The organism is Aurantiacibacter arachoides (genome assembly GCF_009827335.1).
GTDB classification, from domain to species: Bacteria; Pseudomonadota; Alphaproteobacteria; order Sphingomonadales; family Sphingomonadaceae; genus Alteraurantiacibacter; species Alteraurantiacibacter arachoides.
In genome coordinates, this window is sequence record NZ_WTYH01000001.1 from 1,403,854 (window position 1) to 1,417,842 (window position 13,989).

13 protein-coding genes are annotated in these 13,989 nt (G+C 66.0%); 7 read left to right on the plus strand and 6 right to left on the minus strand.

Going from position 1 to position 13,989, the window contains the following annotated elements; all coding sequences use genetic code 11:
- Nucleotides 1-69 precede the first annotated feature (69 nt).
- Together GRI62_RS06840 and GRI62_RS06845 are read right to left on the minus strand one after the other, a co-directional pair.
- Nucleotides 70-1,521 carry a UdgX family uracil-DNA binding protein gene (locus tag GRI62_RS06840; protein WP_131452610.1) on the minus strand — a complete coding sequence of 484 codons (1,452 nt, stop codon included), beginning with the start codon at nucleotides 1,519-1,521 and terminating at the stop codon, nucleotides 70-72.
- A 10-nt stretch (nucleotides 1,522-1,531) separates the two neighbouring features.
- Nucleotides 1,532-2,773 (minus strand): putative DNA modification/repair radical SAM protein, encoded by a 1,242-nt coding sequence (locus GRI62_RS06845; RefSeq protein ID WP_131452611.1) that lies wholly within the window; start codon nucleotides 2,771-2,773, stop codon nucleotides 1,532-1,534.
- Between the two features lie 127 nt (nucleotides 2,774-2,900).
- Between GRI62_RS06845 and GRI62_RS06850 the strand changes: the two genes are divergently transcribed.
- The 5 genes from GRI62_RS06850 (at nucleotide 2,901) to GRI62_RS06870 (ending at nucleotide 6,865) form a co-directional block, all read left to right on the plus strand.
- On the plus strand, nucleotides 2,901-3,737 hold the full coding sequence (locus GRI62_RS06850; RefSeq protein ID WP_131452612.1) for an alpha/beta fold hydrolase: 837 nt from the start codon (nucleotides 2,901-2,903) through the stop codon (nucleotides 3,735-3,737).
- Between the two features lie 136 nt (nucleotides 3,738-3,873).
- Nucleotides 3,874-4,302, plus strand: coding sequence for a PilZ domain-containing protein (locus GRI62_RS06855; RefSeq protein WP_160731835.1), 429 nt, complete (start codon nucleotides 3,874-3,876; stop codon nucleotides 4,300-4,302).
- A 173-nt stretch (nucleotides 4,303-4,475) separates the two neighbouring features.
- Nucleotides 4,476-5,213, plus strand: coding sequence for a carbonic anhydrase (locus GRI62_RS06860; RefSeq protein WP_234027384.1), 738 nt, complete (start codon nucleotides 4,476-4,478; stop codon nucleotides 5,211-5,213).
- 186 nt (nucleotides 5,214-5,399) lie between these two features.
- Nucleotides 5,400-6,203, plus strand: a complete 804-nt coding sequence (locus GRI62_RS06865; protein ID WP_131452614.1) for a TerC family protein — start codon at nucleotides 5,400-5,402, stop codon at nucleotides 6,201-6,203.
- A gap of 53 nt (nucleotides 6,204-6,256) precedes the next feature.
- Entirely contained in the window at nucleotides 6,257-6,865 is a 609-nt protein-coding gene (locus GRI62_RS06870) for a phytanoyl-CoA dioxygenase family protein (protein ID WP_131452615.1), read from the plus strand.
- A 4-nt stretch (nucleotides 6,866-6,869) separates the two neighbouring features.
- Here GRI62_RS06870 and GRI62_RS06875 read toward each other — a convergent pair whose 3' ends face one another.
- Nucleotides 6,870-8,420 (minus strand): DUF6504 family protein, encoded by a 1,551-nt coding sequence (locus GRI62_RS06875; RefSeq protein WP_131452616.1) that lies wholly within the window; start codon nucleotides 8,418-8,420, stop codon nucleotides 6,870-6,872.
- Nucleotides 8,371-9,195, minus strand: coding sequence for a recA-like protein (locus GRI62_RS06880; protein WP_131452617.1), 825 nt, complete (start codon nucleotides 9,193-9,195; stop codon nucleotides 8,371-8,373). The genes GRI62_RS06875 and GRI62_RS06880 overlap by 50 nt, the downstream gene beginning before the upstream one ends.
- A gap of 140 nt (nucleotides 9,196-9,335) precedes the next feature.
- On the opposite strand from GRI62_RS06880, the gene GRI62_RS06885 reads away from it, so the two are divergent.
- A complete protein-coding gene (locus GRI62_RS06885) occupies nucleotides 9,336-9,803 on the plus strand; it encodes a pyridoxamine 5'-phosphate oxidase family protein (protein WP_131452618.1) in 468 nt (155 codons plus the stop codon).
- 84 nt (nucleotides 9,804-9,887) lie between these two features.
- Here the strand turns inward: GRI62_RS06885 and GRI62_RS06890 are convergent, their stop codons facing one another.
- Together GRI62_RS06890 and GRI62_RS06895 are read right to left on the minus strand one after the other, a co-directional pair.
- Nucleotides 9,888-11,477, minus strand: coding sequence for an amino acid permease (locus tag GRI62_RS06890; protein WP_131452619.1), 1,590 nt, complete (start codon nucleotides 11,475-11,477; stop codon nucleotides 9,888-9,890).
- A 93-nt stretch (nucleotides 11,478-11,570) separates the two neighbouring features.
- The gene (locus GRI62_RS06895; protein WP_131452620.1) at nucleotides 11,571-12,998 is read right to left on the minus strand and encodes a sodium-dependent transporter; all 1,428 of its coding nucleotides are present in this window, start codon (nucleotides 12,996-12,998) and stop codon (nucleotides 11,571-11,573) included.
- A 114-nt stretch (nucleotides 12,999-13,112) separates the two neighbouring features.
- Here GRI62_RS06895 and panB point away from each other — a divergent pair, with 114 nt between their 5' ends.
- Nucleotides 13,113-13,988 carry a 3-methyl-2-oxobutanoate hydroxymethyltransferase gene (panB, locus tag GRI62_RS06900; RefSeq protein WP_131452621.1) on the plus strand — a complete coding sequence of 292 codons (876 nt, stop codon included), beginning with the start codon at nucleotides 13,113-13,115 and terminating at the stop codon, nucleotides 13,986-13,988.
- Nucleotide 13,989 lies beyond the last annotated feature (1 nt).

Below are 13,989 nucleotides of genomic sequence, written 5' to 3' on the forward strand. Positions count from 1 at the left end.
GTCGAAGGACTGCCTACCTTCTGCCGGGGCGAAAGCGAGAACCCCGTCGACAAGCTCAGGAAGAGCAGATCAGGGGGCCTCCGCCATCTGGTCGAGCCGCTCCTTCACCGCGGCCAGGTCTGCGGCGAACAGGCGTTGCTGTTCTTCCCGCGCTGGCCCGTCGAGGCGGAGCAGATAGGAAGGGTGCGCGGTGACCCACAGCTCGCTGCCGTCGTCGAGCGGGATCGGCTCGCCGCGTGCCTTGGTGATGCTGACCGTCTTGCCGAGCAGCCCGCGCGCGGCGGACGCGCCCAACGCCAGCACCAGTTTGGGTTTCACGATGGCACGCTCGGCCTCCTGCCACCAGCGGCAGGTGTCGATTTCCTTGGCCGTGGGCGACTGGTGCAGCCGCCGCTTGCCGCGCTGGACGTATTTGAAATGCTTGACCGCGTTGGTGACATAGGTGCCGCTCCGGTCGATCCCCGCCTGCTCCAGCCCGGCGTCGAGAACCTGTCCGGCAGGTCCGACGAAGGGTCGCCCGGCAAGGTCTTCCTGATCGCCCGGCTGTTCGCCCACGATCATCAGGGCCGCATCGCGCGGCCCCTCCCCCATCACCGCCTGGTTGTCGAGATGGCCGATGGGGCACTGGCGACAGGCATGGATGGCCTTGTCGATGGCTTCCAGCGTCTCGGGCCGCTCGGCAAATTCCAGTTCTCCTGCCGCGACCATCGCGCTCTCCCGCCGCTGAGCGCCTGCCACCAGCTCGGGAATGAGCGCGGCCTCGGGCATGTTCTTCCAGTATTTCTTGGGCATTTCCTTCAGCATCGCCCCGATCTTCAAACGCGCAGGATTGAAGATGGATGCGTAGTACTTGCGCCACAGGTCCTCCGCCGGATCGCCCTGCGGCGCGTCGCCGCGCTCGGCGGGTGGGCCTTCGCGCAGGACCTCGCCGTCCCAGTGCAGCGTGCCCGCCGGCGTCAGGATCGACCATCGCATGGAGGCAAAACGGCGCACGAAGAAGCCCGCCTCGCGCCGCAGGATATGGTGATCGGGCTCGAACCAGGCGACGTAATGCTCGTGCGGCTGGCCCTCCTCGTCCAGCTCTTCCACCATGCGGAAGCGCACGAAGGCGTGCATCTTGTGCGCGTCGCGGCGGACGGCCTTGTCCAGCTCCTCGATCCGGCGAACGTCGGCATCGGCCTTGTCCTCCATCAGGCGCGGGTTGGACTGCAACCGCCACAGCATGCGATAGAGCAGCGCAAAGCGTTCCGGATCGGAATGCAGCGCTGCGTTCTTCGCCAGCGAGACGAAGCGCTTGCTGGCGCGCACGGGGCGATCGGGATCGTCGGGCACGGGTGCGCGCCGCTCACCGTGGCTGAACAGCGAGCCGGTGGCGCCCGGCTCCACCCAGGCGATCCGATCGGGCGGCACGTCGCACTGAATCAGGCTGCGCGCCCGCTCTCGCCAGAAGGCGAAGTCGTCAGGATCGGGCAGGTTGACGACGTAGTAAGTGCCAAGCCTGACGTGTTGCAACGCGGTCATGACCGCCCCCTCATCCCGCGAACAGCTCGAGCTGTTCCTGCTTCGGCGCCAGCAGCGCGCGCAGATCCGCGCGGTCCGTCAATGTGATCGGGCGCCAGTCGGCGGCAATCAGGAAAGGCCGCACGCGGCTGATGGAGACGGTGAGCTTGGCCACGTCCTCCAGCCGCAATGTGCGATGGCGGCGGCTGGCGATGATCTGCGCCACGGCCTTGGTCCCCAGCCCCGGCACCCGCCACAACTGTTCCTTCGTGGCGCGGTTGACGTCGACGGGAAAGTGCTCACGGAATTTCAACGCCCAGGCGAGCTTGGGATCGATATCGAGCGGCAGGTTGCCGTCCGCCTCGGTCGCCTGCATCACCTCGCGCGGGGCGAAGCCGTAGAACCGCATCAGCCAGTCCGACTGGTAAAGCCGGTGCTCGCGCATCAACGGCGGGCGCTTCAGCGGCAGCACCGCACTCGCATCGGGGATTGGCGAGAACGCGCTGTAATAGACGCGGCGCAGGCGGAATCGATCGTAGAGGCGGCTGGCCTTGCCCACGATATCCGCATCGCTTGCCGCGTCCGCCCCCACGATCATCTGCGTCGACTGGCCAGCGGGCGCGAAACGCGGTGCGTGCTTGAAGCGCTTCTTCTCGTCGACGGCCTGCTTCATGGCCATCTTCATGCCGCCCATCGCGCCTTCGATCTTCGCTGCGTCCTTGTCGGGTGCGAGACGGGTAAGGCCGGCATCGGTGGGCAGTTCGACGTTGATGGAAATGCGGTCCGCATAGAGCCCGGCCTGATGGACCAGCTGCGGATCCGCCTCGGGAATGGTCTTCAGGTGGATATAGCCGCGAAAGTCGTGCTCCTCGCGCAGGATGCGCGCGGTTTCCACCAGCAGTTCCATCGTGTGGTTGGAGCTCTTGATGATGCCCGAGGAAAGGAACAGCCCCTCTATATAATTGCGGCGATAAAAGGTGAGCGTGAGGTCGGCCACTTCCTGCGGCGTAAACTTGGCGCGCCGCACGTTCGAACTCTTGCGGTTGACGCAGTAGTGGCAATCGAAAATGCAGTGATTGGTCAGCAGGATCTTCAGCAGCGAGATGCATCGCCCATCGGGCGCATAGGCATGACAGATGCCCATCCCCTCGGTCGAGCCGATGCCGCCCGACTTGCTGTTGCGCTTGGCCGTGCCGGACGATGCGCACGAGGCATCGTACTTCGCCGCATCGGCAAGGATTTCCAGCTTCTGGATGGTATCGAGCGCGGCCATATGTTCCTTATATGTTCACTTGTTGGATTCACAAGCCCCCCGTGAGATCGCCCCAACAAATCTCGGGAACTCTTGAGGAATTTTCGGTGTTAGGAATGTGAACTCTTACCGACTGAAGGATATCCCCATGGCATTTTTGAAAACCCGCGACGGCACTCATCTGCGCTGGAAGGAACTTGGCTCCGGACGCCCGGTGGTCCTGATCCACGGCTGGCCGCTGTCCGCGGACAGCTGGGATCCGGTGATGATGGAATTGGCCGACAACGGCTATCGCGCCATCGCCTATGACCGCCGCGGCTTTGGCCACTCCGACCATGCGGCCTCGGGCTACGATTACGATACCTTCGCCGACGATCTTGCCGACGTGATGAAGGAAACCGGCGCGACCGAGAACGTGGCGCTGGTCGGCTTCTCCATGGGCGGCGGCGAGATCGCCCGCTACATGTCACGCCACGGCGGCCAGGGCGTGACGCAGGCGGTGCTGGTCAGTTCCGTGGTGCCCTACATGCTCAAGACCGACGACAACCCGGACGGTGTGCCGCAGTCGACCTTCGATGAGATGACCGACGGCATGAAGACCAAGTACCGCCATTTCTTCACCGGCTTCTTCAAGGATTTCTACGGGGACGGCGTGCTGACCGACAAGGTCTATGACGAGGAGAAGCACTGGGCCTGGATGACCACGATGATGGCATCGAAGTATGCCACCATGAAATCGGCCGAGGCCTTTGCCACCACCGATTTCCGTCCCGACCTGCCGAGCATCACGGTGCCCACGCTGGTGATTCACGGAACCAAGGATCAGACCGTGCCAATCGACGCCACCGGCCGCGCCGTGGCCGAGCAGGTGCCGGGCGCCACGCTGATCGAATACGATGGGGAGCCGCACGCCGTCTTCGCCACGCAGACCGAGCGCCTGTCGCAGGATATCGTCGCGTTCCTCGACAACCGCCGATCCGCCTGATTCTCAAACAGACATACCAAAGGGGCGTGCACCGCGAGGTGCGCGCCCCTTTTTCGTTCTCAATCCGAAATTAACCGCGTTTCGCAAACCGGAATTTACCAACGGCGGCCAGCCTGAGAGGGAAGAGGACCCTTGCATGAAACTGTTCAGGCGCGCCAAGCCCGATCCGCTCCCCGAACGGCGCATCGCCGCGCGGGTACGCGTCAACGCACCCGCCATGCTGCTGCTGCCGAGCGGGGGGCGGCCCGGCCACATCTTCGACATCTCCACGGACGGCGCGCGTTTCATGACACAAAGCCCGCCGCGCCAGGGCATGAGCGCCATCCTGGAATGGGCGGATTACGAGGTTTATTGCATTGTCTCGTGGCAACGGCCGGGAATGTGCGGCGTGGCATTCGATCGCCCGATATCGCAGCAGGCCGTCGATCGGCTCGCACGCGAATGCCCGGCCGGCCCGCGCCCGTTGATGAGCCTGCCCGACCTGTTTGACGACGAGGACCCTGCCGCCACCTCCCCCAGCCCCGCGCCCGCCCCAATTCCCCCACGCCGCCGCTTCATGTGCTGATCGCTGGTCGGTGTCCGGAACACCAATTTCTCTCTTTCAGCGGCAGGGAAGACAGGCTAGGCGATCGTCACGTACCGGGCCCCTCTGGCGAACCGCAAAGGCTCGCGATGTCGGACGTATCGACCTTGGGGCGATACGCGGCAGCGGTCGTCCCATCAGTTCAGATGGAGCGAATGATGTTTTCCCGACGCGATCTTATTACCACCGGTTCCGCTCTTACCGCCGCCACGCTAGTGACCGGCGCCACTGCCTCTGCCCACGCGCGCTCGATGCCGCCCGCAGCGGATCCCATCACCGCCCTGCCGCCGACCGATCTCACGCCTGATCAGGCCTTGGCCTTGCTGCGCCAGGGCAACGCCGCTTTCTTGCGCGGCGAGCAGCCCCAGGTGCTGCCGAATCCCCGGCGCCGGCTGGAGATGGCTGCGGGGCAGAGCCCGTTTGCAGCCTATGTCACCTGTTCCGACAGCCGGGTACCACCCGAACTCCTGTTCGGCCGCGGCCTTGGTGAGTTGTTCATTATCCGCAACGCCGGCAACACCGTCGACACGGTCGCGCTGGGCTCGATCGAATACGCTGTTGCCGTGCTGGGCGTGCCGTTGGTGGTGGTCATGGGCCATGAAAGCTGCGGGGCGGTAAAGGCGGCGACCGAGGTGGTGACGGACAATGCCACCTTCCCCGGTTCCATAGGCCCGATGATAGAGCCCATCATTCCCGCCGTGCTGGCCGCCCGAGGTGAGGATGGCGACCTGCTCAACAACGCCATTCGCGCCAACGTGCGGCGCGTGGTGCGGCAACTGCGCCAGCATACCGACCCCTTGCTGCTGGAGCCGCAGCGCGAAGGCCGGCTGAAGGTGGTCGGCGCCTATTACGACCTGAACGACGGCAGCGTGGACTTCTTCGACCTGCCCTGAGATCTGAACCAAGAATTTCCGTGCGCGCCCGCCCGTGCGGGCGCGCTCTTTCTTTCATGCCGCCGAATTCGTAAAGGCTGCAGCATAACCGGAACCGCAGCGCGCCGCCGGGGTTCAGTGCCGACAACAGACCGGGACGAAGTCTATCGTCTCGAATAAACAGGCAATCCAGGGACCGACATCACGATGGACATCCTCGCCCTTCTTTCCGATCCCGCTGCCTGGCTGGCGCTGGGCACCTTGATCATGCTCGAGGTGATCCTCGGCGTGGATAATCTCATCTTCATCGCCATCCTTTCGAACAAGCTGCCCAAGCACCTGCAATCCAAGGCCCGTCGCATCGGCCTCTCGCTGGCGCTGATCATGCGGATCGGCCTGCTGATGCTGATCGGCTGGATCGTCACGCTGCAGACGCCGCTGTTCGATCTCGGGCTGGTGGGGTCGCCCAACGAATACGGCGAACCGAGCTTCGAGACCGCATTTTCGGGCCGCGACCTCATCCTGCTGGCGGGCGGCCTGTTCCTGCTGTGGAAGGCGACCAAGGAAATCCACCACTCGATGGAACCGCTCGACAACTCGGGTGACATCATGGACAAGACCCCCGGCCTTGCCGCCGCCGGGACCGCCACCTTCGGGGCCGTCATCGCGCAGATCATCGCCATCGACCTCGTATTCTCCGTCGATTCCATCCTGACCGCCGTGGGCATGACGGACGAGGTGCCGATCATGGTCGCCGCCGTCGTCATCACCGTGGGCGTGATGATGGTCGCTGCCGACCCGCTCTCGCGCTTCATCGAGAAGAACCCGACGCTGGTGATGCTGGCGCTCGCCTTCCTCGTGATGATCGGCCTGGTGCTGATCGCCGACGGCCTCGGCTTCCACGTGCCCAAGGGCTACATCTACGTCGCGATGGGCTTCTCGGTCGGCGTGGAACTGCTCAATATGGTCCAGCGCAACAAGCGGGTGCGGGAGGCGGCTTCCGAGGGGTGACGCCTTGCCTGCGCGAAGACGGGACCGAGCTTCACCCGCACCTGGCAGCTGCAATGCTGCCGGAACTTCGCGTTCTTGCAGAAGGTATCGGGTCTTCGCTGGCCGGGGTGCGTCTGCACGGTCATGCTGGCCTGGAGGCACTGCTGCGACCCGAACGGGCTGTGGGATCGCTGGCGGTGGCATTGCTGGGGGATCGCGCTCGTCCGGTGCGTGCCATTCTGTTCGACAAGCGCCCGGGGATGAATTGGGGGCTGGCGTGGCACCAGGACCGCACGATCTGCGTGGAGCGCAAGGTGGAAACCGATGGCTTCGGCCCATGGACCATGAAGCAGGGCATCCACCATGTCGCGCCGCCGATGACCGTGCTGGAGCGGATGGTGACCTTGCGCATTCACATCGATGATGTGCCAGCGACCAATGCTCCGTTGCTCGTGGCACTGGGTTCGCATCGCCTCGGCCTCGTGCCTGAGCCAGAGATCGAGCGCGTGGTGGAACGCCATACGGTCGTGGAATGCCTTGCCCGGGCGGGTGACGTCTGGGCCTATGCCACGCCGATCCTGCATGCCTCACGTTCCGCCTCGGGGGCGGTCAGTCGCCGCGTTCTGCAGGTGGATTTCAGTGCCGTCGAGCTGCCGGGCGAACTGATGTGGCTCAGCATCTGACCGCTCACGCGAACAGCCCCTGCAGATACCACTCGGGCATTCCCCCGCGCCCATCGGTGGCGAGGCCGTTGCGGTAGATCCAGTAGCGGCGGCCGGTATCGTCCTCGATGCGATAGTAATCGCGCAGGCGCGTGCGGCCGTTCTCGCGCCACCATTCGGGGGCGATGCGTTCGGGGCCTTCCACGCGGGCGACCTCGAACACATCGCCCCGCCAGCGGAAGCGGCGCGGTTCGCCATCGGGGCTGGCGTAGAGCACGGCAATGGGTTCCGCCCGATCGAGCAGCTTGGCCGGGCGCTGGTGAAAGGCCAGCTGATGCTGGTGCACGGGTTCGGGATCGAGCGGCGGCTGCCACCCTTGCGCGCGTTCGGGAATATGGCTGGCCTTGAGCACCGGGCGGCGCACGGCCCTGGTGCCCAGGCGGACGGTCAGCCGGTCCATGCAGGCCGCCAGCGACGTGCCGTGGCCCTCTGCCGCAGCCTCGATGTCGGCCTGCGCCAGGCCCAGCGGTTCGGCCCAGCTGGCGCGCAGGCGCAGCATCTCGATCCCGAAGCCCGCGTCCACGTCATCCAGCTTGGCGGCGAACAGGCGGCAGATGTGCGCCGCCTCACGCGTGGCGGCGGCAAGTTCGAGCTGGCGCCAGACCACCTCCCCATCCACCCGCCACATGCCCAGCTGCAACCGCCGCGCGCCTTCGCCCCGCCCTTCCAGCGTGCGGGCCATGTCGTCCGCCAGGTCGCCCACCACCTGATCCAGCAGCTCGCGGTGGCGGATCGGTTCCATCAGGCGGCGCTGGACGATGGGCATGGTCAGCGGGATGACCGGCAGCAGCGGTTCCGGCACGCGGCCGGTCAGCTGGTCCATGCGCACCAGCGGGTTGGCAGCGGGCGACTTGCGGTTGCGGAACCGGCGGTGGAGCGAATCGCGGCCTCTGGTATCGCCGCTCATGCCGGAAAGGTCGCCCAGCTGCTTCAGGCCGAGGCGGCGCAGCACCAGCAGCACGTCGGCATCGAGGCGCAACGCGGCGACGGGCAAGCCGGCAAGGCGCGCGGCCACGTCCTCCCCTGCCCCGATCACCGTGCCCGGGGCGGCGTAGTGCGCCAGCGCCCAGGCCGCGCCCGCGGTGGGTGCGATGGCGGCGGCGACGGACAGGCCGCGACCGGCGCAGCGGGCGGCGACATCGGCCAGCAACCGTGCCTCTCCGCCGAACAGGTGCGCTACGGCGGAAACGTCGACCAGCACGCCGTCGGGCGCGTCCATCGCGCTCCACGGGCCCCAGCGCTGGCTCCACACGGCAAAGCGTTCGAGAAAGGCGAGATCGCCCGCCGGATCGCTCGGCTGGACGGCGATCTGCGGGCACAGCGTGCGGGCGTCGGCCAGCATCATGCCACGCGTGGCGCCGTGCGCGCGGGCGAGCACGTTCGCCGCCTCGATCCGCGGACCGTGGGCGGTTTCCGCAATCAGCGCCAGTGGCTGGGCGTCCGCGCCTTCCCCGGCGCCGCAATTCTCAGAGTGTCGCCAGCGATCGAGCATCAGCTCCCGGCACCAGATCGCCATGATCCGGCGTGCCGGTTGCGGAACGCTCGGCGGCGAGGATATCGTCCCCATCGCGCAGTATCCATTCTCCGGGGATATGGCCGCGGGCCCGGAACAGCTCGGCATGCCAGGCCGGACGGCCGGGCGCGGCGGTGTTCCACAGCGGCGGGGCGGACGGGGCGGCGCGCGCGTGCCAGCGCATCCGCGCCGAGCTGAGTTCGGGGTGTGCATCCAGCCGCACCATCACCAGCGGCACACCGTGCTTTTCCGCTGCAAGGCTGAGGCGGCGCGAGGCGGTGAAATCGAACACGCGCGGGTTGCCTGCCAGTTCGCCGATGACGCAGGCGAGGTCGCGGCAGCGCACGCCTTCCTCCAGCGCGAACAGCGCGTCTTCCGGCTTGTCGGCGGCGACATGGATCAGGCGGTGGGCCAGCCAGCGCGGCAGGCCCGGGCGATAGGGCATGCCCGACAGCCGCCGCGCGCGCTTGTCCTGCACCCACAATATCGGTTTCTCGTCCGCCTCTGCCCCTACTGCGGTCCCTGCCCCGACCCCTGCCCCGACCCTTGCCCCGATCCTTGCCCCGTCGGCTCGAGCCGCCGCGCGCAGCCCGTCGCGCGCCAAGGCAAGCGCCATCCCCGCCCCGCTACCCTCTGTGGCAGGAGCGAATATCTCGCTGTGCAGCGCATGCGCGGCTCTTGGCTGCCAATGCGGGGCGTGACTGCTCGCCGCGGCGAGATCGCCCGCGCGCAGCAGGTGGCCCGCCTTCAGGGCATCGGGATGGGCTGCCATGTCCATGGCGAATCGACTCCTTTGTTCCGCTTATGTTCCCGTCCAGCTTTCGGCGCAACCGCAAGGCCCAACAAGCATGTGGACTTTGGCCCCGGCCCGGAACCGCAAGGCGTGCCCTGCCGTTGAGCGGGCAAAAGGAGAACGACATGAGCGATACCGAAGAACTCAAGCATAAATTCTGGAAGACCCTGGCCGACAGCCCCTTCCTGTTCCTGCAACTCGACAGCGCGCCCCACAACGCGGTGCCGATGACGGCCCAGCTGGACAAGGATGCCAACAGCGCGATCTGGTTCTTCACCACCCGCGACCATTGCCTGGCCAACGGCGGTCCGGCCACCGCTACCTTCAGCGGCAAGGGACACGACATGTTCAGCCGATTCACCGGCACCCTGACGGAAGAGACCAGCCGCGAGCGGTTCGAGAAGATGTGGAGCAAGCCGGTCGAGGCATGGTTCCCCGGCGGCAAGGACGATCCCAACATGCTGCTGCTGCGCATGGACCTGGGCCAGGCGGAGATCTGGGGCGATCTGGGCGTGTTTGACACGGCCAAGATGCTGCTCGGCTTCGACGTGCGCGAAGAAGCGAAGGACGAGCATACCGAAACGACGCTCTGATAGCGTCAGATATTAGCGGGACGCGTACGTCACGCGCGTGAGCCGCCGCTCCCCCATGGGAGCGGCGGCTCTTTCGTTTGCGCCTTAGCGATCCGGGTGGCTTTCCGGCGTATCGATCGGGAAATCGTGGGCCTGACCGCCGATCTCGTCGACCACCTCCACCACACCGCGACCAAGATGGCTGCGACGACGACCGTAGGCGAAGTAGACGAGCAGCCCGACCGCGGTCCAGATCGGCAGGACCATCATCGCCTCGAACGGCAGGTTGAGGAACAGGAAGGCACAGCCGAAGATCGTGGCAGGCCCCACCAGCCACAATGCCGGTGTGCGGAAGGCGCGCTTGCGGCCCGGGTCGGTGCGCCGCAGGATCATCACCGCCACGGCCACCATCAGGAACGCATACAGCGTACCGGCATTGGCGATGTCCGCCAGCTGGCCCACGGGGAAGAAGGCTGCGCCGAATGCCACGATCACGCCGGTGATGGCGGTCACGACATACGGCGTCTTCCACTTGGGATGCACCTTCGACAAGCCTTCGGGCAGCAGCCCGTCACGGCTCATGACGAAGAAGATGCGGGTCTGCGCGAACAGCAGCACCAGGATCACCGACGGCAAGGCCAGGAAGGCCGCGACGCCAAGCACGTTGCCAATGCCGGAGAAGCCGATTTCCCGCAGCACGTGCGCGAGAGCCTCGTCCGAACAAACCAGCGCGCCGGCATATTGCGGCATGGCACACTGCAGGGCCAGCTCTTCCGATCCTGCGGGGAACGGCACCCCGTTCGGCCCCATGATCGGCTGACCACCGATGGTGCCGATCGCGCCCGCTGCCACCAGGATGTAGAACACGGTGCAGAACAACAGCGATCCCACCAGCCCGATGGGCACGTTCTTCTGCGGGTTCTTGGTCTCCTCCGCCGCGGTGGAGACCGCATCGAAGCCGACGTAGGCGAAGAAGATCGTCGCCGCTGCGCCAACCGCGCCTACGCCTGTGCCGAAGCCGCCGAAGACGCCTGCAGGCAGGAACGGGTTGAACTTGTCAGGATCGAAATAGGCGCTCGTCAGCGTCAGGCCGATGAACAGCAGCAGCGCGGTGACCTTGATTGCCACCAGCACGGCGTTGACCTTGGCGCTTTCGCTGGTGCCGATCATCAGCAGCCAGGTGACAAGCAGGGCAATGATCATCGCCGGCAGGTTGATGAAGCCGCCCGGCTCTCCGCCCAGTGCCAGCGGCCCGGCAGCCAGCCACTGTGGCAACTGTATGCCCAGGAATTCATTCAGGATCGTGCCCGAGAAATACCCCGACCACCCCACCGATACGGCGGAGGCGGCGATGGCGTATTCCAGCACCAGCGCCCAGCCCACGGTCCAGGCGAGAAACTCGCCCATGGTCGCATAACTGTAGGTATAGGCGCTGCCGGCTACCGGGATCATCGCGGCAATCTCTGCATAGCAGAGCGCGGCCACGATGCACACGAGCCCGGCGATGACGAAGGCCAGCATCAACCCCGGCCCCGCCTTTTGCGCGCCCGCGGCCGTCAGCACGAAAATGCCGGTGCCGATGATGCAGCCGATGCCGAACAGCATGAGCTGAAAGGCACCAAGCGAACGATGCAGCGATTTCTTTTCCGCCGTCGCGAGAATCGCGTCGAGCGGTTTGACACGGTCAAGAATCATGCCGTGGAATCTCCTCCCGGCGCCATGACGATCATGGCGCGAACGGCAGCGTTCTATGCCGATTTCGCCCGCTGGCAATCAGGAAAACGCAAGCTAATCGAGCAGCTTCGGGAAAAGACCGAAAAGTAGGATAGCGGCCACCGCCAGCGGGCACAGCCAGGCCAGCAGGAAACGCCACAGCATGAACATCGGCCGCGAGAGGCCGGTGGTCTGCTCCGTCAATCGCCGGTCCGCCCGCCAGCCGACGAACAGCGAGGTGCACAGCGCACCCAGCGGCAGCATGATCTTGCCGGTGAATCCGTCGATGGTGTCGAGGATGTCGGTTTCCGCGAAGATCGACCAGAAACCCAATGGGCGCACGTCGGACCACACGTTGTAGCCCAACAGGCAGGCGACGCCGATGGCAAAGGCGCCGGCGCCGAAAGTCAGCGCCGCGCGGCGGCGGCTCCAGCCAAGTTCGCCAATGGCCCATGCCGTCGGCACCTCGAGCAGCGAGATCGAGCTGGTAATGGCAGCCACGAGGACGAGGACGAAGAACAGCAAGCCCACCAGCGCGCCTGCCGGCATGGCCTCGAAAGCGAAAGGCAGGGTCTGGAACACCAGCGTCGGCCCGGCGGCGGGATCGAGCCCGACGGCGAAGACGATGGGGAAGATCATCAGGCCCGCGACCAAGGCCACCGCCGTGTCGGCCAGACCGATGGCAAAGGTGGTCGGCCCCAGCCGCGTGCCTTCACGGATGTAGGAGCCATAGGTGATGATGCCGGCAACCCCCAGCGACAGCGAGAAAAGCGCCTGTCCCAGCGCCTCGTTCATCACCCGCGCATCCAGCTTCGACCAGTCCGGCGTGAACAGGAAGGCCGCCGCCTCCCCCACGTCGCCCACCACCGCGCCGTAGATGGTGATGGAAATGAGCAGCGCGAAGAAAGCCGGCATGAGCCACGTGGCCGCCTTCTCGATGCCGCCGGAAATGCCGCGCGCGACGATGAACAGCGTTGCGCCCATGAAAACGAGGTGCATCGACAGCAGCAACCAGGGCGAGTCGAAGAGGTCGCTCATCCGACCGGCGATCTGCTCCTGCGTCTCCCCTTGCAGCGCACCGCGGAAGGGGTCGCCGGCAGCCAGTGCCTGCGCGAAGTCGCCCGCGAAAACGCCGACGTAATAGAGCACCCAGCCCGCTACGACCGAATAGAACGATACGATCAGAAAGGCCGCCAGCGCGCCGAGCCCGCCGAACAGCGCCCAGGCGTGTGACACGCGCGAGACCTGCGCCACCTTGCGAATGGACCCGACGGCGTCGGTCTGCCCGGCGCGGCCGATGAAGATTTCCGCCAGCAGCAGCGGCAGGCCCAGCAATACCACGCAGCCGATGTAGACGATGACGAAGGCCCCGCCGCCGTTCTCCCCCGCCAGCGTGGGAAAGCGCCAGAGATTCCCCAACCCCACTGCCGCGCCGATTGCTGCAAGAATGAACGCGCTGCGCGACGACCATCCGTCGCCCGTGGGGTTGCCTGAAATCGCCATGCCCGCTGTCTCTCCGATGCTTCCTGTTCTTCGCGAGCGGCCACCCTTGCAACTTTTGTCCGCGAGGCCAAGGGCACGGTTGGCGCTTTCTTTTCGCGGCGCTAAGGGAGCCCGATGTCCACGACCTTCACGCTCGACACGGCAACCAGCCGCGCGAACCCCACGCCGCAGCCGATGCGGCGGCTGACCGTGCCGAAAATTCGCGCGCGCAAGGCGGATGGAAATACGGCCGAGCCGATCGTGATGCTGACCGCCTATACCGCACGCCAGGCGCAATTGCTCGATCCGCACTGCGACATCTTGCTGGTGGGGGATTCGCTGGGACAGGTGATCTATGGATTGCCCTCGACCATTCCCGTCACGCTGGAAATGATGGCCAACCATGCCGCCGCCGTGGTGCGCGGCAGCTATCACGCCGTCGTGGTGGTCGACATGCCGTTCGGTGCCTACGAGGCGTCGCCGCAACACGCGTTCGAGGCGGCGGCGCATCTGCTGAAGGCCAGCGGTGCCGCGGCGGTGAAGCTGGAAGGGGGCGAGGCCATGGCCGAGACGGTCGCCTTTCTCAGCCAGCGCGGCATACCGGTGATGGGCCACGTCGGCCTCACCCCGCAGGCGGTCAACGTGCTGGGCGGCTATGCCGCGCGCGGGCGTGACGATGGCGAGGCGGACAAGATCATCGGCGACGCCACGGCGCTGGAGGAAGCAGGGGCCTTTGCCGTCGTGGTGGAAGGTGTCGTCGAACCGATCGCCGTCGCCGTGACCAGGTCGCTTGCATGCCCCGTCATCGGCATCGGCGCGTCTGCCCAGTGCGATGGCCAGGTGCTCGTTACCGAAGATATGCTCGGCATGTTCGAACGCGTGCCCCGCTTTGTAAAACGCTACGGCGATATTGCCGCGACGATTTCCGAAACTGCCGAACGCTATGCCACCGAGGTGCGGGCACGCAGCTTTCCCGGACCCGATCAACTATACCAGCCGAAGGACGACTGAA